Source organism: Staphylococcus sp. LKG3-1, assembly GCF_048568385.1.
Lineage (GTDB): Bacteria > Bacillota > Bacilli > Staphylococcales > Staphylococcaceae > Staphylococcus > Staphylococcus saprophyticus.
Genome location: NZ_CP183796.1, coordinates 124,154 through 144,162, shown reverse-complemented (window position 1 = coordinate 144,162; position 20,009 = coordinate 124,154). Strand labels below are relative to the sequence as shown.

Below are 20,009 nucleotides of genomic sequence, written 5' to 3'. Positions count from 1 at the left end.
CTAACATCTTTTAATTATAATCGTCTACAAGATGATATTTCCAATATATATTATATCCTATGTCTTTAAATAAATCATATTTTATCAAATGACATTATTGTGATACTATTTTTATATTTATTAACCTTGCCACTTTCAATGATTTAAATCATTTCATAAATGATGATTTGATTAAATACAGTCATATTTACTTAATCATACATGACAAGTGCATTGTATATTTATGATTAACACATAACTTCTGCGTGCATATTGTTTCATCATTTTATTACACATTGCCAATAAAATTACAATTAACAACTTCATAGTTGATATTTTTTAGTGATAGTAATAAAATTATAATTTATAGTGCATTTTCTTCTTTACAAATAATTTACAAAGTTAAAAAGAAGTATAATCAAAATATAAATATAGTTACATGTACAAAAAATCTAATAATTTGGGAGCTTCAAACATGAATAAATTTTTAAAATATTTCTTAATATTTCTTTCATTAGTTCTTGTCGTTGTTCCAATTATTTTTGCGATCATATTGCTAAAATCTTCTCAAGGCGCTTTTGAGTCTTCCTTTAATGATAGTGATTCCTCTAGGAAGTCAAATATACGTGACTCTAAAGTAAATCCTTCAAAAGATCCTATATCTATCCTATTTTTGGGAATTGATGATAATAGTGGCCGTGAAAAAAATGGACAAACAGCTGAAAAATCTAGAACCGATGCAATGATATTATCTACTTTTAATGCAGATAAGGAACAAATTAGAATGTTAAGTATTCCGCGTGATACAATCAGCTACATACCAAAAGTTGGTTATTATGATAAAATTACGCATGCACATGCATACGGAGGCCCTACTGCTTCAATGGACTCGGTAGAGGCTACATTAGATTTACCAGTCGATTACTATGTCAGAATTAATATGGAAGCGTTTGTTGATGCAGTTGATGAATTGGGCGGCATTAAATATGACGTCCCTTACAACATTAATGAACCAAATACAAACGATACTGGTAAAATTAAAGTCAAAAAAGGCTATCAAAATCTTAATGGCGATGAAGCATTGGCTGTAGCTCGAACACGTCATCAAGACTCAGATTTAAAACGTGGTCAGAGACAAATGGATTTAATTAAAAAACTATTTGCAAAAGCACAAAAAGCAGACTCATTTAATAAACTAGATGATGTTGTTGAAATTGTCGGAAAAAATGCCAAACATAATTTAAGTTATGATGAAATAAAAGTACTTGCTACTTCTTATTTAAAAGATGATATAAAAATAAAAAGTTCACAACTTGAAGGTGACGATGATTATTTAAATGGCATTTATTACTATAATCCAGATATAAAAAATATCCTGTCAACGACAAATATGTTGCGAAGTGACTTAGATTTACCTAAAATTAAAGATAAAGATGAATTATTAAATCAACGCGTGATTGATTATTATGGTACACTCGTACCATTAACCGAGTTAGATGATAGTCTTCTAACGAAATCACAAAAAGATAGCTCGGAAGATGAAAATAGTAATGAAAATCAATCAAATGAGAACGACAATAGCAACTCAGAAACAAATAACGCTGAAGATTATAATGATCAGCAACAAACGGATCAGTTTGGTAACGAACAAAATAACGTGAATCAACCCCAGAACGATTCTAATCAACAACAAAACGATCCTAACCAACAACAAAACGATCCTAACCAACAGCAAATTGATCCAAACCAACAACAGAACGCTCAAGAAGTACCAACGAATCAATATTAATCTAGAAAGGAGCTCGTACGTAATATGTCACGCAAAACTTATGAAAAACTAGCACATGTGAATGGCATGTTTAATGTTTTAGAGCAGCAATTGATTCACAGCAAAGATATGGCGCTATTCAGAAATGAATTTTTCTACGTTAATCATGAACATCGTGAGAATTATGAGGCCTTACGCATTTACTATAAAGATAGTGACCTTAATCCTGTAGTTGATGGTGCGTGTTACATCGTTGCACTCCCAGAAATATTTGAAAAAGTTGATGTTTTTGAATCTGAGTTACCATTTACTTGGGTATATGATCAAAATGGTATCACTGATACTATGAAGCAAATCAGTGTACCTATCCAATACTTGATTGCTGCAGCGTTAGAAGTAACCGATGTAAACCTATTCAAACCTTCTGGCTTTACCATGGGAATGAATAACTGGAATATTGCACAAATGCGTATTTTTTGGCAGTATACAGCAATCGTAAGAAAAGAAGCACAATAAATTCAAATAACTCTACCCTACCATCTATTTTATGGTAGGGTATTTTTAATATCTAAAATGAGAAAAGAGGTAAATATATGTTTAATATTGTGACTACACCTAAAATGATGGACGATGCATTAGAAATTCGTAAAGAAGTATTTGTGAAAGAACAAGGTGTTCCATTAGAAAATGAAATTGATCAATTTGAAGACGTTGCCACTCATGTCATTGGTTATGATTCAAATCATATACCTTTTGCTACTGGAAGATTTCGTCCTGTAAATGATAGTGTAAAAATAGAACGTGTAGCTGTTAGAGCGACGCACCGTAAATCAGGATATGGTCAATTACTTATGCAATTTCTTGAAACATCTGCAAAACAACAAGGTTATAATAAATTGGCGTTAAATGCACAATATCATGCCAAGCCCTTTTATGAAGCGCTTGGTTATAAATCTACTGGTGATATCTTTATGGAAGAAAATATCGAACACATTGCTATGACAAAAATAATTTAAAAATTTTTCATCCGAATATTACAGTTATTCTTCATTTAAATTTTGTAATATTTCAGAAAGTGTAATATTTTAATATAATGTAAATTAGGCGTTATAACGCTTTTCTATTAGCTTTATAATTTTTTAATACTGGCTTTAGATTAATTTTATATTACAAAACAGTAAAAACCAGCCTCTAGGTCTTTCGTCGTATTATAATAGGATACAAAAATATATAGTTAAAGGGGCAGTTAAATGGCTAAGAAAAAGAACACTTATAAGGTACCTTCGATTGTAGCACTTACATTAGCAGGTACAGCTTTGACAACTCATCATGCTCAAGCAGCAAGTAATACACAAGATCAAACTCCGAATAAAAATGTATTGGATGATGAAAAAGCACTTAACCAAAGCGAACAAATTAAATCTGAAATTAGCAAACCAACAACTAACATTTCAGGTACACAAACATACCAAGACCCTACACAAGTAAAAGATGCATCTTCAAATGAAGATACAAATTATGATGCACAGTTAGATGAGTTGAATGATCAAACTTCTGAACAAACATCAAATCAAGATACATATAATCAGGAGACAGACGTTCAAGAAGATCAACAAGATGTTTCATCAGATAATGACACGAAATCTTTAGATACTGAGCAAACTTCTGTTGAAGATAACAACCAAGAGAATGAAGAAAACAACACTGACTCAATACAATCAGAAACAAATTCAACTAATGAAGCATCACAGACATCTAATGATGTGAGTTCGAATGCTGAAGAAACAAATACAGATGAAAATTCGTCTGATGTAGCAAATCAAAATGAACCTGTTGCTCAAAATGACAAAGCAGAAACTTCTAATGAAGACGTTGCTTCTTCTGACGTTAAGCAAGACGGCACTCATAGTGACGATAACGCTTCTGATGACGTAACAGATCAAAACGAATCTGTTGCTCAAAATGATAAAGCAGAAACTTCTAATGAAGACGTTGCTTCTTCTGACGTTAAGCAAGACGGCACTCAAAGTGACGCTAACACTTCTGATGTAGCAGATCAAAATGAATCTGAAACTCAAGATGACAAAGCAGAAACTTCTAATGAAGACGTTGCTTCTTCGGACTTTAAACAAGATGACACTCAAAGTGACGATAACGCTTCTGATGATGTAAAAGATCAAAACGAATCTGAGACTCAAGATGACAAAGCAGAAACTTCTAATGAAGACGTTGCTTCTTCGGACTTTAAACAAGATGACACTCAAAGTGACGATAACGCTTCTGATGATGTAAAAGATCAAAACGAATCTGAGACTCAAGATGACAAAGCAGAAACTTCTAATGAAGACGTTGCTTCTTCGGACTTTAAACAAGATGACACTCAAAGTGACGATAACGCTTCTGATGATGTAAAAGATCAAAACGAATCTGAGACTCAAAATGATAAAGCAGAATCTTCTAATGAAGATGACGTTGCTTCTTCTGATGTTAAGCAAGACGACACTCATAGTGACGCTAACGCTTCTGATGATGTGAAAGATCAAAACGAATCTGAAACTCAAAATGATAAAGCAGAAACTTCTAATGAAGACGTTGCTTCTAGTGATAAACAAGGCGACACTCATAGTGACGCTAACGCTTCTGATGATGTGAAAGATCAAAACGAATCTGCCACTCAAGATGACAAAGCAACTTCTAAAGAAGATGACGTTGCTTCTAATGACAAGCAAGATAATGCCAAAGTATCTACATCATCTAAAGAAGCTTCTACAGCAGAAAACAAAGTACAACCAGCTACATTTAGTGCAAAAGTAACACCTAAGCTTAGAGTAGCTACTACTAGTGCTAATACTGCAGTAGCAACACGTTCTGCAGTAACTAAAGAAGCAACAACACGTGCGGCATTACCTAAATATTCACCAAAAGTTAATTCATCAATTAATAACTATATTCGTAAAAATAATTTTAAAGCACCAAATTACGAACAAGATATAGCAAATTACTTACCTCAATATAATTACCGTTATGGCAAACCTGAAGGTATTGTAATGCATGATACTGCTAATGATAATTCAACTATCACTGGTGAGATTAACTATATGAAGAATAATTACACGAGCGCTTTTGTTCATGCATATGTAGATGGTGATCGTATTATTGAAACTGCAAATACTGACTACTTAGCATGGGGTGCCGGTCCACAAGCAAATGATCGTTTTATACATGTTGAATTAGTTCATACGCATGACTATGACTCTTTTGCACGTTCAATAAATAATTATGCAGACTACGCAGCAACTAACCTACAATATTATGGTTTAGTCCCAGACAGTGCTGAATATGATGGTGTTGGTACGGTATGGACTCACCAAGCAGTCAGCAATTATTTAGGTGGTTCTGACCACTCTGACCCTCATGGTTACTTAGCAGCACATAATTATAGCTATGATGAACTTTACGATTTAATTTATGAAAAATATTTAATTAAAACTGGTCAAGCAGCAGCATGGGGTACTACTTCTTCTGGCAGTACAGGTGGTACTGGTGGTACTGGTGGTAGCACTGGTTCTGGAAACACAGGCACAACTACCCCATCAAAATCAGGTACCGTTAAAGTTACTGAAAATAATGGCGTAGGCCGTATCAACTCAAAAAATGATGGTTTATATACAACCGTTTATGACCAAAAAGGTAAAAAGACTGATCGCGTAAACCAAACACTTAAAGTAACTAAATCTGCTACTTTAGGTAAAGAACAATACTATTTAGTTTCTGACTATAACAAAGGCACTTTAATTGGTTGGGTACATCAAGGTGATGTGAGTTATAACGCCGCTAAAGCCGCTGCAAAAATCAATAAAACTTATAAAATTAATCCTGGAGAAGTGATTTATACAGTTCCTTGGGGAACAAGTAGTCAAAAAGCAGGTTCTGTTTCAGGTAAATCAGCTCAAACATTTAAAGCAACTAAGCAACAACAAATTGGTAAAACAAACTATATTTATGGTACTGTAAATAATTTAACTGGATGGGTTAGCTTAAGTAAATTAACGGCACCACCTACGACGCCAAGCAAGCCGTCTACGACTGCCAAGTTAGTTGTATCTAATTTAACTAATCAACAAGGTACAGTTGCTAAATCTAATCATGGTGTATATACATCTGTATATGATAAGCAAGGTGTACAAAAATCATATGTGAATGGTCAAACATACAAATTAAGTAAAAAAGCAACTTTAGGTAGCAATGCATTTTATTTAATTACTGATAATAAAACCAATACTAATTTAGGTTGGATGCAAACTGGAGATATAACAGTTAAAGAGACTGCTAAGAAACCAGCAGCAACTCAAACACAAACTGTAAGTAAGATTGGTCAATTAAATGCTACTAACTCTGGAATTAAAACAACAGTTTATGATCCAAAAGGTAAAGATGCATCTAAATTCTCAGGTAAAACATTTACTGTTACTAAACAACGTACACAAGGCAATAACACATATGTCTTAATCCAAAATACAAATCAAAACACACCAATCGGTTGGGTTAATACAAAAGATATCAATACACGTAACTTAAGTAAGACAACGGCTAAAAATGGTCAATATACTGTTAAAGCTACAAATAATGGTCTTTATGCTGTCCCTTGGGGTACAAAATCACAACAACTAGATACTTTAAAAAATGTAAAAAACAATCAATTTAATGCATCAAAATCAGTCTACGTTGACAAAGATGAATATATCTACGGTATTGTTAATAATAAAACTGGTTGGATTGCTGCAAAAGATTTAAATAGTACCACGAAGACACCTAGCGTTACAAAATCAGCTGTAACACCTATAAAATATGATTACATCATTCATAACCAAAAAGGTAGTTATTATATTGATCCATTAACAGGAAAAGCTGCTGGTTCATTGAAAGACTTTTATGAAGGTATTTTCACTGTATTTGAAAAACAAGTCATTAATGGTGTCACTTGGTACCATGGTAAATTAGCTAATGGTAAAGTCGTTTGGGTAAAAGAAGATGACTTACGTAAAGAATTAGTGAAATATTACAAATCAGGTCTTACACTTGATCAAGCATTTGCTATCCAAAAAGGATTGAAATTCAAACCACAAATTCAACATACAGCTGGTAAATGGCAAGATGCTTCTGCAACTGAAATTAAAAATGCTATGGATTCTAGCAAATTAATTAAAGATCCAACTCAAAAATATCAATTCTTACGTTTAGATAAATCACAAAATATTTCTTCAGCTGATTTGGATAAACTATTAGTTGGTAAAGGTATTTTAGAAGGCCAAGGTGAAGCATTTAGCGAAGCTGCCAAAGCGTATAATATCAATGAAGTATATTTAATTTCACATGCCCTACTTGAAACTGGTAATGGTACATCTAAACTAGCTAATGGCGGAGATGTTGTTAACGGTAAAGTTGTAACTAATGGCAAAGATAAATACTATAATATGTTTGGTATTGGTGCTGTTGACAGCGATGCTGTTAAACAAGGTTTCGCTACAGCCAAAAATAATGGTTGGAATACTGTTAAAAAAGCAATTGTTGGTGGTGCTAAATTCATCGCTGGCTCATATATCAATCAAGGTCAAAACACACTTTACAAAATGCGTTGGAACCCTGAAAATCCAGGTGTTCATCAATATGCAACAGATGTAGCATGGGCAGCACATAATGCTACACGTATTAAAGGGTTTTATGATTCAATGGGTAAATTAGGTAAATACTTTGACGTAGATACTTATAAATAATCGCACTACTTTTTAGAGGCATTATTAAATGTTTATCAGCTTTACCTGTATCCCAATTTTTGGTATTTGATGACTAAAAAGTAAAAATCACTTTATGCTTTATAAATAACAAAAGATATTAAACGAAGCGTAGGTAATACATCACTTTTCAAAAAAGTGCTATATATCACCTACGCTTCGTTTATTTTATATTTCATTTAATAAAATATGTATGATGTGCATTTAATTTTTTTAATAACTGATTTAAGCTTTCAATATCTTTAGCTGTTAAATTTTGACATCGTGCTTCGATTAGCGCTATCCTAACTTCATTTATTTGTTCGACTAAAGCTTTTGACTTCTCTGTCACCATTAAATCTTTGCATCTCATATCCTTATTGGATTGTTTGCTCGTGATATAACCCATTTGACATAACTTCTTGATCCAACGTGATACGATAGATTGTTCTTTATTAATCTTCATTGTTAAATCATATTGAGATAACTTTTTATAATTATATAAAATTCTTAGCATCTCCAATTGCTCTGAAGTTAAATCTGTACGTTGTCCAAATCGTCTACTTACTAAATTAAGATCATTGCTCGTCAGTGTAATTAATTGTTCTAGTTGTTTATACATGTTGGTCATCTCCACTACTTTAAATTAAATTCTTAAGAGGTTAAATACACTATTTTATTTTCTAATATTATAATAGTATTCTTCCTAATATACAATGATAAAAGACAAATTGTACTATTTTGTTGCATTTCTCATATGTTTTATAATAAATTAGAAGTAGCGCATATAAAATTTATCGCATATATAAAAGGAGCAAAATAATGTCACAATTGAAAGAGAGAGATTACTTTTTCGATAATGCTAGAGCAATGTTAATCTTTCTTGTTGTGTTTGGCCATTTATTACAGCCATATACAGAAGCCAGTAAACATCTTTCTTCATTGTATTTAACAATATACAGCTTTCATATGCCGGGCTTTTTATTTATTTCTGGTTATTTTGCAAAAAAAGCAGGCCAAGCTGGTTATTTAGAAAAAGTCTCTAAAAAACTATTAATTCCTTACGTTGTTTTCTTTGGCTTTTTCTCTTTTTACTATTATTTAACTGGTAAAGAAGATAGTGTGAAATTTGATCCATTCGATCCAGTATTTGCATTATGGTTTTTACTTACATTATTCTTTTTCCACGTTATATTAGTAATCGTGAAGGACTATAAACCATACTATGTTTTACCGATTGCCATAATTATCTCATTATTTGCGGGTTATTCATCAAATATCGATAATTATCTAAGCTTTTCAAGAACCATCATGTTCTTTCCAATATTTTATTTAGGTTATCTGTTTACGAATAAGCATATCCAAACTTTAAAAAATAAAAAACTTGTTCCAATCTCTATCATCATTTTGATTGTATTTTATGTTACTTATACATATCATCCTATTAATGCAGATTGGTTATTAGGTGACTCACCCTATATGTCACTCGAAGGTAAACAAGACTTATACAGTCCTATTAAAAGGTTATTACTTTATTTCATAATTTTAATAACACTTTTCTCTTTCTTAAATCTAATACCAGAAAAAGAAAAGTTTTACACTTATATTGGACGTAGAACAATGTATGTTTATTTATTACATGGTTTAGTCATCGGGGTTATACGTGGATTCGGTATTTATCCATTTAAAGATTCAGTATCGATATTAACTTATGTCTATTTACTGCTCTTTACGACGATTATTGTCTATGCATTATCAACACGTTTTGTATCAAAATGGACAAATCCAATTATTAATCTACAATCCCCTTCTAAATTCAAAGAATAAAGGTACTGTGAAACGCGATATGATATATTTAAAGTAATGATGCGTAACCATTAATTAACGCAATCGCTTTATAGCAAGTATCATTAAAAAATAAGCATGATATAAATTTTTGCTATCCATTATAACTTTATATCGACATGCTTGTGGAGCGAGAATCAAAAGCCAAAGCTATCTTTGATTCTCGCTCTAACTCTACATATAAAATTAAATTTGGTATTTTTAAATCTTGAGGTGATTTATACAATGAAACTATCATTAAATAATAATTCAAAACATTTAAGTGCACCAAGTATTCGTCAATTTTCAAGCCGTATTAGCGGTATAAAAGACTGTATTAATTTAACAATTGGTCAACCAGATTTTCCAATGCCTGATGTTGTTAAATCTGCTTATATCCAGGCAATAAATGAAAATCAAACAAGCTATTCACATAATAAAGGTCTAGAGGAAACAAGAAATGCAGTTAGCCAATATTTCCATCAACGTTATGGATTTAAATATAGTTCCGAAGAAATTATTATTACCAACGGTGCTAGTGAAGCATTAGATACTGCATTAAGAAGCATCATTGATGAAGGTGATGAAATATTAATACCAGGTCCAGTATATTCTGGCTATATTCCACTTATCAAAACATTAGGTGGCGTGCCGGTTTATATTGATACCACAGAGACGAATTATAAAGTCACACCTGAAGCTATAGAGGCACATTTAACTGCGAAGACCAAAGCCATATTACTAAACTACCCTACTAATCCAACGGGCGTCATTTTGAACCACAATGAGGTTCAAGCACTAACTGAAACTTTAAAGCATATGCCTATATTTGTTATTAGTGATGAGATATATGCTGAAAACACTTTTACTGGCAAACATACATCATTCGCTGAATTCCCATCTATTAGAGAACAATTATTATTAGTTGGTGGTTTAAGTAAATCTCACTCTGCTACAGGTATTCGCATTGGATTCTTAATAGGTCCAGAATATCTTATTGAAAAATTAACTTTTATGCATGCCTACAATTGTATTTGTGCAAATGTACCAGCACAAATTGCTTGTATCGCTGCATTGAACGAAGGACTTGAAGCACCACAATATATGAACGAAGCATATATTGAACGCCGTAATTTCCTTATACAAAAACTTGAATCATTAGGTTTTGAACTCGATGCCAAACCTGAAGGTGCTTTTTATATTTTCCCAAGTATTCAACGCTTTACAGAAAACGATTTTGACTTTTGTGTAGATGTTCTGGAAAATGCTCATGTTGCAATTGTACCTGGTTCATCTTTTACTGATATTGGAAAGGGGCATGTTCGTATATCTTACGCATACGAACTTGATGCTTTAAAAGAAGCCATGAGAAGATTAGAAGATTACCTTAAAAATAAATATAATTAAAATAAAAACCGAGTAAAAGTTATGTCTATTAATAACTTTTACTCGGTTTTTTTATAAACAAGTGCTGCTCGTCAGCTATTCAATCCTGTTATATTTATCTTTCTTCATCATTTATATATATATTTTGTTCAGCGAACGTTTTTAAAATTTCATGATAAGCAAGAGAATCTTCCCTCTTCATATTAAACTGTTGAATGACATCCTCTGATATTTTTGGAAAATGATCTTTCAATTCTAATCCTTTTTCAGTTAATCGAACCTTCACTCTGCGCTCATCTTCTTCCGTTCTCATACGCTCAATAAGTGATTTTTTTTCTAAACGTTTAATAATTGGACTGATTGTACCTGAATCTAAATAAAGTTCATCACACAAGGTTTTAATATATATAGGTTTATCATTTTCAATATAAAGTAAGACAATATAATTCGGAAAGCTAATATCAAATTGCTTTAAATACTTATTAAATCTATTTACTACTTCTTTGCTAGTAATATAAAATAAATAGCACATTTCTTTTCTCATTTGATCATAATCGTTTGAAGTCATCTGTCTCCCCCAATCTATTAATAATAATATTAATAGATGTTTTAATAATAGTCAAATTTAATAATTAATTGTAAAAAAGTTTTCACATATAAAGGTATACCACCATTTATTATTTTGAAAAGAAACACTAAAAAATTAAGGTAAATATTTTGAATTTACATTCTAAAATTTTTAACTATCTCACAATAACAAATCATAATCTATCAATATTAGTACGCTTGAATATTAATATTATTATTAATTATTAAATACAATTGATATTCTAAAATTAATAAAAAAGAGCCTGGCACATGTCAAAATGTCCAGACTCTTTTCTTAATTACCAGTAGATATAAAGTACAACTTAGAACTACTTTCACATTTTATGTGAATTAGTAGTTCTTATGCATGAGGTTAGCTCAAGTAATCCTTATACACTACTTTCACATCCTAAATTTTTATGGGAATTTAGGGAATTGATCAAAATCAGGATCACGTTTTTCTTTAAACGCATCTCTACCTTCTTTAGCTTCATCCGTTGTGTAATAAAGTAAAGTAGCGTCTCCTGCCATTTGTTGTAAACCAGCTAATCCATCCGTATCAGCATTCATAGCTGCTTTTAAGAATCTTAATGCTGTAGGAGAATGTTGTTTCATTTCTTGACACCATTGTACTGTTTCATCTTCAACTTGATCTAAAGGAACAACCGTATTGACTAAGCCCATGTCCAATGCTTCCTGAGCATTATATTGACGACATAAGTACCAAATTTCACGTGCTTTTTTATGTCCTACGATACGAGCTAAATAACCTGAACCATAGCCAGCATCAAACGAACCTACTTTAGGTCCTGTTTGGCCAAAAATAGCATTATCAGCAGCAATTGTTAAATCACATACAACGTTCAATACGTTACCGCCACCGATAGCATAACCTCTAACCATTGCAACTACAGGTTTAGGGATTACACGAATAAGTCTTTGTAAATCTAAAACGTTTAAACGTGGAATTTGATCATCGCCTACATAACCACCATGGCCACGGACTTTTTGGTCTCCGCCAGAACAAAACGCTTTATCTCCTTCACCTGTCAAAATAATGACAGAAATACGTTGGTCGTCACGTGCTCTTGTAAATGCATCAATCATTTCTTGTACCGTATTTGGTGTGAATGCATTACGTACTTCAGGACGATTAATTGTAACTTTTGCAATACCATCATATAATTCATATTTAATTTCTTTATATTCTCTAATTGTTTCCCACTGTCTAGTCATTTTGCTCCTCCTTATTAATAAAACCTATTACTATTCTATCAAATTCTGCCATTTCTTCCACATGAATTGTATGTCCACTATTAGCAACAACATGCATTTCAAAATTTGGCATAACTGAAATGATATTTTTAGCTATTTTACAGAACTTACCATCTAATTCACCTGCTATGATACACGTTGGTATTTGAATTTGATTTAATTGTGGCCATAAGTTCGGCATTTGTCCAGTTCCATAATCACGCAAAGCTTTGGCTAAACGCATTGGATTTTGACGTAATCTCATATCACGAATTGCGTTTCTTGTTGATTTATCTAACTCATACTGCGTATAAAACAATGGTAATTTTTCCCAATCATTCACAAACACCTCTAAGCCAGCTATTTCAAGCACTTTTGCTCTTGCTTGATCAACTAGCTGTCTTTCTTGTCGCTCATCAATGTTTTCAATTCCAGGAGATGTACTTTCTAGTATAAGCCCTGTTAATTGCGCTTGACCATATAAAGCATAGTAAAGTCCAATTCTACCACCCATGGAATAACCATGTAAGTAAATTTGATAATTTGTAAATAATCGCAACGTTTGATCTAACTCATGACTAATAAAAGGAAAATCCCATTTATGCTCTAAATCAGACTGATCTGCACCATGACCTGGTAAATCAATAGTTAAAATATTTATATTTTTATTTAGACTATAAATATGTTGATCAAATGTCTGTTGATCACTAATAAAGCCATGCAACATGACTAACAATTTGTCTGTTGGGACGGTTGATTGATGAAATTTATAATGTAACATCGATAATATCACTCAACTTTTTATAGAGTTTAAGATGTTGCTGTTTGTTATTTTCTCGATGTGTCATGATTTCGTAAATATGTGAACCAAATTGCGATAAATCTGCATATTTAAAGGCTTCAATCGTATCAAATCGATCAAATGCAAAATCATATAATAACGCCGTATGTTCAAAATTCAATCCAGTTGGTGTACCGAACAATCTTTCAAAATATGCATCTGCCTCATTTTTTTGAGGTAAATATGAAAAGATACCGCCACCATCATTATTAAGTAAGACGATATTGAGTTGTATATCATTCAATTTAGACATTAATAAGCCATTCATATCATGGTAAAATGCTAAATCTCCAATCAACAATGTAATCTTTTTATGCACGGCCATACCTAACGCCGTAGATGTGACACCATCTATACCGTTCGCACCACGATTCGCGAATACTTCTGCCTCACAATCAATAAATAGATTATCAACATCACGAATTGGCATACTATTGCTCACAAACATAGCATCATCCTTGGTTAATTTATCTAATACATTACCCACATAAGCAGCTTCATCTGTAGCAGTTCTTAAATGATCTTTGATTTCTACTATTGCATGTTTTTCCACTGTTTGCCATTTCTCTAACCATTGCTTACGCTCAACTGTTGGCATCTCTGATAATTGTCTAAAGAAATCATTAGCAGACATTTCATATGATACGTGTGGGGTGATCGGAAATGCATCCGGACGATCATTATTTTGTACTAATATTTGGAATGCTTCTGTTACTTTTAACCATTGATTTAATTTTTTCGAAATTACAGGTTTACCAACACGAATGACAAAATCAGCCTCTAATTCTAAACCTGATCTCAACAATAGATCATAAGTCGTAACCACATTCGGATGGTGTTCACGTCTTAATTGACTCAATGGATCAGCTAAAATTGGCATATCATGGATTGTTGAAAATGTAAGAATTTGATCCACATCTTGATGTTGCATATCACCAACAATGATTAAACCTTTTCTTTTTTTCATCATTGCACTAATTTCATTTAAACTCGTTGTTTTTTGATAGTGTGGCAATATCTTTGTATCTGAAGTTAACCATTCTACTTTTTCAGTATTTGGTGTTAATGGTTCTCTAAAAGGTAAATTAAGATGTATGGGTCCTCGATGTGGGCCATAAAGAAATTGACTCGCTTTTTGCAATTGGAATTTAATTGTATTCGCCATTATATCTTCATTATCATTCTTTTCAGCAATTGGAAAATCAAACTGATACTGCACATAATTAGCAAACATATTCGTTTGATTTATTGCCTGAGGTGCACCAATGCCTCTTAATTCATGAGGTCGATCACTTGTAAGTACAACTAATGGTAAGTGACTCAAACTGCTTTCGGAAATCGCAGGTGTATAGTTAGCAGCTGCACTTCCTGATGTACAAAGGATAGCGACTGGTTTTTCACTACCTTTCGTCAAACCCATTGCAAAAAAGGCTGCACTTCTTTCATCTGGATGAATCCACGATTTCAATTTGGGATGCGCTTCTATAGCAATTGCTAGTGGTGTAGAACGCGATCCAGGACTTATAACTACTTCTCTAATGCCATAAGCATATAATTCAGAAACAATTGTAAAGACCTGCTTTGTTAATGCATCTGTATGATTATTCATATTCCTCGACTCCTAAAGCTTTCATCATAGGGTTAAATTTAACTGCAGTTTCTTCGACTTCACTATCCGCATCAGAATTTTTCACAATGCCACAACCAGCAAATAATGTGGCCTGGTTTTTCTTAATTAGCATGGATCTAATTGCTACAATAAACTCGCAATCATCATTCATATCTATATATCCAACAGGTGCACCATATAATCCACGCGTACCGAATTCATTTTGTTCAATGTATTCAATTGCTTCAGCTTTTGGATAGCCTCCAAGCGCTGGTGTTGGATGTAAATTGTCTAACAATCCAATATATGAATCATTTTCTAATTGACCCTTAATTTTTGTATATAGGTGATATAAATGATCATTGGTTAATATCTGCGGTGTTTCGTTAAAAGTAATATCTCTAACATAAGGTGCTATATCGTTTAATATACTTTCTACTACGAAACGATGTTCGTTTAAATTTTTATCATCATTTAAGAAAGCCTGTATATTTTCTTTATCTACTTCATCTTGATGTGTACGTTTGATTGTTCCAGCAACAGCCTTGGTAGATAATATACCATTGTTAACTTCCATTAATTGTTCCGGTGTTTGCGAGAAGAATATACTATCCTGTGACTCTAAGACAAATAAGTAACTATTATGTTCACCTTGTGATGCTTTTTGTAAGATATACGGTATATTGATATTTTTATCAAACATAACCAAACGTTTTCTCGCTAATACAATTTTTTTATGTTCATCTAATACATCAATTGTATCCTTAACTAAATCACGCCATTCATCTTTATATATATCTTCAATGCGTTTAATATTACCAATTTCAGACTCAGAATCTATTGTATTTTGAGTTAAATGTACAATCAACGCTTTAAATTGTTCAATTTCAAATTGTTCTGCTTTTACAGTATAAGTAATATAAGAAACACCATTTTCCATAGTTATTAATACTTCTGGTAGTATAAAATGATTAATACCAAATTCTCGCCACTCATCACCAGATTTATGCATTGAGAATTGGAAACCTCCGCAAATCTTCAGATGATGTTTATCGGAGCTCGGATGTATTAATTCAATATCACTTTTGTATTTTTGCCATTCTCGAAAAATAGATTGTTTATTTTCAAAATCATTTTTAAATCTAGTAATAGCATGATAGCCAAAGAATGAAGTTTTGTTGTCATTTTTCTTGTAATAAAAACGGTCTCCAGCATTTTCTTCAGTCAAATGGAATAACACTGTAGGATCTAATTCATAGTCTATTTTTGCTTCTACTGAAACCCAAGTATGATTACTTTCGTATACCGCTTCGACAATTTCACTTTCCCTGAGGTCTAATGTCATCTATTTCACTTCTTTCATTTATCAGTTTACACTCATTATAATATTGTACCACTTTTCACAATGTGTGTATGGTTTCTAGCTTATTTCGTTACTACAAATTTTTACGTAATTTGACCTTTACACCTTATTCTATTAAAATATATTAGATAAAAAATATCATAAATTTAAAGAATTCGAGGTAAATCATTATGTCATCTCAATATCAACAATATTCAACTGTCAAAAAGTACTGGCAGTTAATGAGACCACATACATTGACTGCTGCTGTCGTACCTGTACTCGTTGGTACTGCTTCAGCTAAGCTCTTCTTACTGGGGAGTGAAGATCATTTAAAACTAAGTCTCTTATTAGCTATGTTAATTGCCTGTCTATTAATACAAGCTGCAACGAACATGTTCAACGAATACTATGATTTCAAAAAAGGCTTAGATGATCATACTTCAGTTGGTATCGGAGGCGCCATTGTTCGAAATGGTATGAGTCCCAAATTAGTAATGAATTTAGCCATTGCATTCTATATTATAGCCGCGTTATTAGGTATTTTCATTGCAATACAAAGCTCATTCTGGTTACTGCCAATTGGTCTAGTTTGTATGTCAGTTGGTTATTTGTATACTGGTGGTCCTTTACCAATCTCATGGACACCATTCGGCGAACTGTTTTCTGGCGTGTTTATGGGTATGATCATTATATTAATTGCATTCTTTATTCAAACTGGCAATTTACAAAGCCTTGTTGTTTGGATAAGCATTCCAATTGTAATCACTATTGGTCTTATCAATATGGCCAACAATATTCGAGATCGTGTTAAAGATAAAGAAAGTGGTCGAAAGACACTACCAATCTTATTAGGCAAAAATAATTCAGTACGCTTCTTAGGTCTCATGTATATTATTGCCTATGTACTTGTTATTTATATCACTTTCTTTATCCCTGGTGGTTCAATCTTCTTTTTATTAGCATTGCTTTCATTCCCAATGCCAATTAAAGCCGTGCGTAGATTCAAGAAAAACGATACACCTCAAACAATGATGCCAGCGATGGCAGCGACAGGTAAAACCAATACATTCTTTGGTTTACTATATGCATTAGGTATTTATATTAGCGCATTACTTGGTGGTATTTAAGAACGTGCTAGTGTCACATTACCATGACTCGGACGTATACATTTTCGTCCCTGTTAACCACTGTAAATAAGCTGAATTAAGTCGAGACATATATTCATGTCTCGGCTTTTTTAATTCGCTTTATAAACCATGTGATAATGTATATGACCATATAGATCAAATTTACTATTCGCTTCAAATCCCAACTTTTTATACACACTTAATGCGCCTTCATTAGTTACATCACAATTTAAACTCCATTTTTCATCTTTATATGCATTTAGCACATGTTTAACTAACTGTGTGGCAACACCTCTTCCACGATATTGTGGAAATGTTGCGACTGTCTCTATATACCATTCATCATCATTAGCCTCTTTCATCGGCATCGGCGACCCGTATGCTCTAATATCATCGTCTAACGTCATATCTAGCCACGCACGTTCCATTTCTAATTCCTTATTGCCAGGATATGCAATTAAGCACCCTGCTACCTCTCCATCTATTTCATATATCCATGTATTGCTATAATGACCTCTGTAAGGTACCTCAATCATACTTTGCTCCATTACTTTCAGTAAACGTTCCTTTTCAATACCTTTTACCATATCAACTTCTAGTTCTTGCCAAATGATGTAACACAATTCTGCAATTTTTTGAATATCGTTTGGATTTGCTTTTCTAATCATATATAATCTCCTCAGCTTCGTTAATTATTTATTTTAATTATAAATGATAAAATCTAAAATTTCGAAGTTAATACTATTTAATTTTTCTCTTTTAAATCAATTGTTTTCAATTGTTGTATCGTAAAAGATAAGAGATAATTACCGTATTAACTATAATTTATGAAAGGATATGGAATAATGAAAGTAAATAAAGTCATTTACGTCGTACTTGCGTTTATTTTAGGCTGGTGTGGTATACACAAATTTTATTCAAATCAGCTTTTACAAGGAATACTTCACCTTATTTTCTTTTGGACTGGTATCCCCTATATCATTGCGATTATTAGTGGATTGTTAACAATATTTTTCAACAAAGCTGATGAAGATGGATTGATTATCCTCGAGAAATAGACTTTAACCTCTTATAAAATTTATGAATTTGCAAAATCATCTATATTTTGTCTTAAAATTGGGTAAATAGAAAAATAACGCAAATTAAAACATTTCAATTGTATTTTGGGAGGTCTTAGGATGAAAAATATTATTCAACGTGTATTCAGAGCTTTAGCTGTAGGTTATATTGTTAAAGCAATTAGAAATTTAATAAGTAAAAATAAATAATAAAGCTAATCGCAAATTGTATAAATCAAAAAAGCTTATAACGCCTTGTACTTTAAGGGTTATAAGCTTTTTCTATCTTCGTTAATTTAGTTGACACTGACTTGAATTTCAATATCGATTGATTCTTTTAAAGCCTTAGAATACGGACAATAGTTATGCGCTTTTTCAACATAAGTTTCTGCTTCTTCCTGAGTCATATCAGTTAACGTTACATCTAATTCTGCAGCTAATTTAACACCACCGTCATTCTTGTCTGGTAATAAATAAGCTGTCACACTTACTTCTGGTTCAATCGTGCCTTTACTATCGCTTTTTAAAATATGCATAAGTGCATTGTTAAAACATGCACTGTAACCTGCTGCAAATAGCTGCTCGGGATTAGATTCTGTTACGCCATTACCACCCATCTCTTTCGGCACTGCTAAATCCTGATAAAATGTATTATCTTCACTAAATACTTTACCATCTCTTCCACCATTGCTAATCACTTTTGTTTCATATAAAGGTTTGACCATCTTAAAATCTCCTTTTAAAATTATATTATTTTTTTATACAATAAACATTAATTCATTAATAATATAACATTATTTTTTTGTGATTAACAAAAATATGATTTGAGCTATTTTATAGAATTACAAAAACTACTTAATTCACTTACTTTAAACGCACAAAAAAACACCGCAATCCCAAAAAGGATTACGGTGTTTAAAACAAAGTTTTATATTACGGAAACGGAGGGATTACGGAAATGCTACAAGAATAGTATTCACGCGTTTTTATTGTCCGTTAGTTGTCCGCTTTAAAAACAACCCACCTATTCATTTAGGTGGGATTATTTTATCTCCACAATATCTTTTAAATTCAACACACTCATTCCAGTATCTTCATACATATGTAGTGTTTTTGTATGAACATCTACTTTATGAATGTAACCTACTTTCGTTTTAATATATCCATTTTCGAAGTAACGCAATTCAATAGATGGGTCGTTGTACATTTTGAAAATTAATTTGTTATTTAATTCATTCAACTGATCGTCGTCTAATATCGGTTTTTCAATTTTATTTTGGTCTTGTATGTATTGTTCTAGTTGCTCATATTGTTCGGGCATTGTCTTAAATGCTTGCCACTTAACGATTCCTCTACCTTGTGGAATTTTAGGATTAAGATATTCTCTAGGTATATTACGGTAATCAGTTTCATATTTATATTCATCTGGTGCGTCTGGATTTACTACTTTCATATTATC

General features: G+C 32.2%; 18 protein-coding genes. 9 read left to right on the top strand and 9 right to left on the bottom strand.

The window, feature by feature from the left end; translation table 11 throughout:
* Window positions 1–454 precede the first annotated feature (454 nt).
* From ACM595_RS00745 to ACM595_RS00730, 4 genes are all read left to right on the top strand, one after another.
* Window positions 455–1,768, top strand: a complete 1,314-nt coding sequence (locus ACM595_RS00745) for an LCP family protein (protein ID WP_069821860.1) — start codon at window positions 455–457, stop codon at window positions 1,766–1,768.
* A gap of 24 nt (window positions 1,769–1,792) precedes the next feature.
* The gene (locus tag ACM595_RS00740; RefSeq protein WP_011303451.1) at window positions 1,793–2,263 is read left to right on the top strand and encodes a DUF2538 family protein; all 471 of its coding nucleotides are present in this window, start codon (window positions 1,793–1,795) and stop codon (window positions 2,261–2,263) included.
* 77 nt (window positions 2,264–2,340) lie between these two features.
* A complete protein-coding gene (locus ACM595_RS00735) occupies window positions 2,341–2,763 on the top strand; it encodes a GNAT family N-acetyltransferase (RefSeq protein WP_069821859.1) in 423 nt (140 codons plus the stop codon).
* Window positions 2,764–2,997: 234 nt separating this feature from the next.
* Window positions 2,998–7,521 (top strand): GW dipeptide domain-containing protein, encoded by a 4,524-nt coding sequence (locus ACM595_RS00730; protein WP_419744414.1) that lies wholly within the window; start codon window positions 2,998–3,000, stop codon window positions 7,519–7,521.
* Window positions 7,522–7,714: 193 nt separating this feature from the next.
* On the opposite strand, the gene ACM595_RS00725 is transcribed toward ACM595_RS00730, so the two are convergent.
* Complete coding sequence (locus ACM595_RS00725; RefSeq protein WP_002483721.1) at window positions 7,715–8,140, bottom strand: MarR family transcriptional regulator; 426 nt, start codon at window positions 8,138–8,140, stop codon at window positions 7,715–7,717.
* 200 nt (window positions 8,141–8,340) lie between these two features.
* On the opposite strand from ACM595_RS00725, the gene ACM595_RS00720 reads away from it, so the two are divergent.
* Window positions 8,341–9,345, top strand: coding sequence for an acyltransferase family protein (locus ACM595_RS00720; RefSeq protein WP_075339736.1), 1,005 nt, complete (start codon window positions 8,341–8,343; stop codon window positions 9,343–9,345).
* 243 nt (window positions 9,346–9,588) lie between these two features.
* Complete coding sequence (locus tag ACM595_RS00715) at window positions 9,589–10,749, top strand: aminotransferase class I/II-fold pyridoxal phosphate-dependent enzyme (RefSeq protein WP_041079026.1); 1,161 nt, start codon at window positions 9,589–9,591, stop codon at window positions 10,747–10,749.
* 94 nt (window positions 10,750–10,843) lie between these two features.
* On the opposite strand, the gene ACM595_RS00710 is transcribed toward ACM595_RS00715, so the two are convergent.
* The 5 genes from ACM595_RS00710 to ACM595_RS00690 all read right to left on the bottom strand — a co-directional run bounded on the left by ACM595_RS00710 (window position 10,844) and on the right by ACM595_RS00690 (window position 16,365).
* Window positions 10,844–11,296, bottom strand: a complete 453-nt coding sequence (locus ACM595_RS00710) for a MarR family winged helix-turn-helix transcriptional regulator (RefSeq protein ID WP_041079024.1) — start codon at window positions 11,294–11,296, stop codon at window positions 10,844–10,846.
* A 437-nt stretch (window positions 11,297–11,733) separates the two neighbouring features.
* A complete protein-coding gene (gene menB, locus ACM595_RS00705; RefSeq protein ID WP_002483725.1) occupies window positions 11,734–12,552 on the bottom strand; it encodes a 1,4-dihydroxy-2-naphthoyl-CoA synthase in 819 nt (272 codons plus the stop codon).
* Window positions 12,545–13,351 (bottom strand): 2-succinyl-6-hydroxy-2,4-cyclohexadiene-1-carboxylate synthase, encoded by an 807-nt coding sequence (gene menH, locus ACM595_RS00700; RefSeq protein ID WP_115338605.1) that lies wholly within the window; start codon window positions 13,349–13,351, stop codon window positions 12,545–12,547. The genes menB and menH overlap by 8 nt, the downstream gene beginning before the upstream one ends.
* Window positions 13,338–15,020 (bottom strand): 2-succinyl-5-enolpyruvyl-6-hydroxy-3-cyclohexene-1-carboxylic-acid synthase, encoded by a 1,683-nt coding sequence (menD, locus tag ACM595_RS00695; RefSeq protein ID WP_126424498.1) that lies wholly within the window; start codon window positions 15,018–15,020, stop codon window positions 13,338–13,340. The genes menH and menD overlap by 14 nt, the downstream gene beginning before the upstream one ends.
* Complete coding sequence (locus ACM595_RS00690; protein ID WP_069821856.1) at window positions 15,013–16,365, bottom strand: isochorismate synthase; 1,353 nt, start codon at window positions 16,363–16,365, stop codon at window positions 15,013–15,015. The genes menD and ACM595_RS00690 overlap by 8 nt, the downstream gene beginning before the upstream one ends.
* A 188-nt stretch (window positions 16,366–16,553) precedes the next feature.
* Here ACM595_RS00690 and ACM595_RS00685 point away from each other — a divergent pair, with 188 nt between their 5' ends.
* A complete protein-coding gene (locus ACM595_RS00685) occupies window positions 16,554–17,492 on the top strand; it encodes a 1,4-dihydroxy-2-naphthoate polyprenyltransferase (RefSeq protein ID WP_041079016.1) in 939 nt (312 codons plus the stop codon).
* A 110-nt stretch (window positions 17,493–17,602) separates the two neighbouring features.
* On the opposite strand, the gene ACM595_RS00680 is transcribed toward ACM595_RS00685, so the two are convergent.
* Window positions 17,603–18,160, bottom strand: a complete 558-nt coding sequence (locus ACM595_RS00680) for a GNAT family N-acetyltransferase (RefSeq protein ID WP_002483730.1) — start codon at window positions 18,158–18,160, stop codon at window positions 17,603–17,605.
* A gap of 177 nt (window positions 18,161–18,337) precedes the next feature.
* Here ACM595_RS00680 and ACM595_RS00675 point away from each other — a divergent pair, with 177 nt between their 5' ends.
* Together ACM595_RS00675 and ACM595_RS00670 are read left to right on the top strand one after the other, a co-directional pair.
* Window positions 18,338–18,550, top strand: a complete 213-nt coding sequence (locus ACM595_RS00675) for a TM2 domain-containing protein (RefSeq protein ID WP_011303462.1) — start codon at window positions 18,338–18,340, stop codon at window positions 18,548–18,550.
* A 120-nt stretch (window positions 18,551–18,670) separates the two neighbouring features.
* On the top strand, window positions 18,671–18,760 hold the full coding sequence (locus tag ACM595_RS00670) for an SAR1012 family small protein (protein WP_011303463.1): 90 nt from the start codon (window positions 18,671–18,673) through the stop codon (window positions 18,758–18,760).
* Window positions 18,761–18,846: 86 nt separating this feature from the next.
* Here the strand turns inward: ACM595_RS00670 and ACM595_RS00665 are convergent, their stop codons facing one another.
* Both ACM595_RS00665 and ACM595_RS00660 read right to left on the bottom strand, forming a co-directional pair.
* The gene (locus ACM595_RS00665; RefSeq protein ID WP_002483731.1) at window positions 18,847–19,275 is read right to left on the bottom strand and encodes an organic hydroperoxide resistance protein; all 429 of its coding nucleotides are present in this window, start codon (window positions 19,273–19,275) and stop codon (window positions 18,847–18,849) included.
* 317 nt (window positions 19,276–19,592) lie between these two features.
* On the bottom strand, window positions 19,593–20,003 hold the full coding sequence (locus ACM595_RS00660; protein WP_419744413.1) for a YolD-like family protein: 411 nt from the start codon (window positions 20,001–20,003) through the stop codon (window positions 19,593–19,595).
* Window positions 20,004–20,009 lie beyond the last annotated feature (6 nt).

What these genes read in the sequence shown, in the direction of transcription:
- ACM595_RS00745 (WP_069821860.1), top strand. Translation starts at nt 455, where the DNA reads ATGAATAAATTTTTAAAATATTTCTTAATATTTCTTTCATTAGTTCTT.
- ACM595_RS00740 (WP_011303451.1), top strand. Translation starts at nt 1,793, where the DNA reads ATGTCACGCAAAACTTATGAAAAACTAGCACATGTGAATGGCATGTTT.
- ACM595_RS00735 (WP_069821859.1), top strand. Translation starts at nt 2,341, where the DNA reads ATGTTTAATATTGTGACTACACCTAAAATGATGGACGATGCATTAGAA.
- ACM595_RS00730 (WP_419744414.1), top strand. Translation starts at nt 2,998, where the DNA reads ATGGCTAAGAAAAAGAACACTTATAAGGTACCTTCGATTGTAGCACTT.
- ACM595_RS00725 (WP_002483721.1), bottom strand. Translation starts at nt 8,140, where the DNA reads ATGTATAAACAACTAGAACAATTAATTACACTGACGAGCAATGATCTT.
- ACM595_RS00720 (WP_075339736.1), top strand. Translation starts at nt 8,341, where the DNA reads ATGTCACAATTGAAAGAGAGAGATTACTTTTTCGATAATGCTAGAGCA.
- ACM595_RS00715 (WP_041079026.1), top strand. Translation starts at nt 9,589, where the DNA reads ATGAAACTATCATTAAATAATAATTCAAAACATTTAAGTGCACCAAGT.
- ACM595_RS00710 (WP_041079024.1), bottom strand. Translation starts at nt 11,296, where the DNA reads ATGACTTCAAACGATTATGATCAAATGAGAAAAGAAATGTGCTATTTA.
- menB (WP_002483725.1), bottom strand. Translation starts at nt 12,552, where the DNA reads ATGACTAGACAGTGGGAAACAATTAGAGAATATAAAGAAATTAAATAT.
- menH (WP_115338605.1), bottom strand. Translation starts at nt 13,351, where the DNA reads ATGTTACATTATAAATTTCATCAATCAACCGTCCCAACAGACAAATTG.
- menD (WP_126424498.1), bottom strand. Translation starts at nt 15,020, where the DNA reads ATGAATAATCATACAGATGCATTAACAAAGCAGGTCTTTACAATTGTT.
- ACM595_RS00690 (WP_069821856.1), bottom strand. Translation starts at nt 16,365, where the DNA reads ATGACATTAGACCTCAGGGAAAGTGAAATTGTCGAAGCGGTATACGAA.
- ACM595_RS00685 (WP_041079016.1), top strand. Translation starts at nt 16,554, where the DNA reads ATGTCATCTCAATATCAACAATATTCAACTGTCAAAAAGTACTGGCAG.
- ACM595_RS00680 (WP_002483730.1), bottom strand. Translation starts at nt 18,160, where the DNA reads ATGATTAGAAAAGCAAATCCAAACGATATTCAAAAAATTGCAGAATTG.
- ACM595_RS00675 (WP_011303462.1), top strand. Translation starts at nt 18,338, where the DNA reads ATGAAAGTAAATAAAGTCATTTACGTCGTACTTGCGTTTATTTTAGGC.
- ACM595_RS00670 (WP_011303463.1), top strand. Translation starts at nt 18,671, where the DNA reads ATGAAAAATATTATTCAACGTGTATTCAGAGCTTTAGCTGTAGGTTAT.
- ACM595_RS00665 (WP_002483731.1), bottom strand. Translation starts at nt 19,275, where the DNA reads ATGGTCAAACCTTTATATGAAACAAAAGTGATTAGCAATGGTGGAAGA.
- ACM595_RS00660 (WP_419744413.1), bottom strand. Translation starts at nt 20,003, where the DNA reads ATGAAAGTAGTAAATCCAGACGCACCAGATGAATATAAATATGAAACT.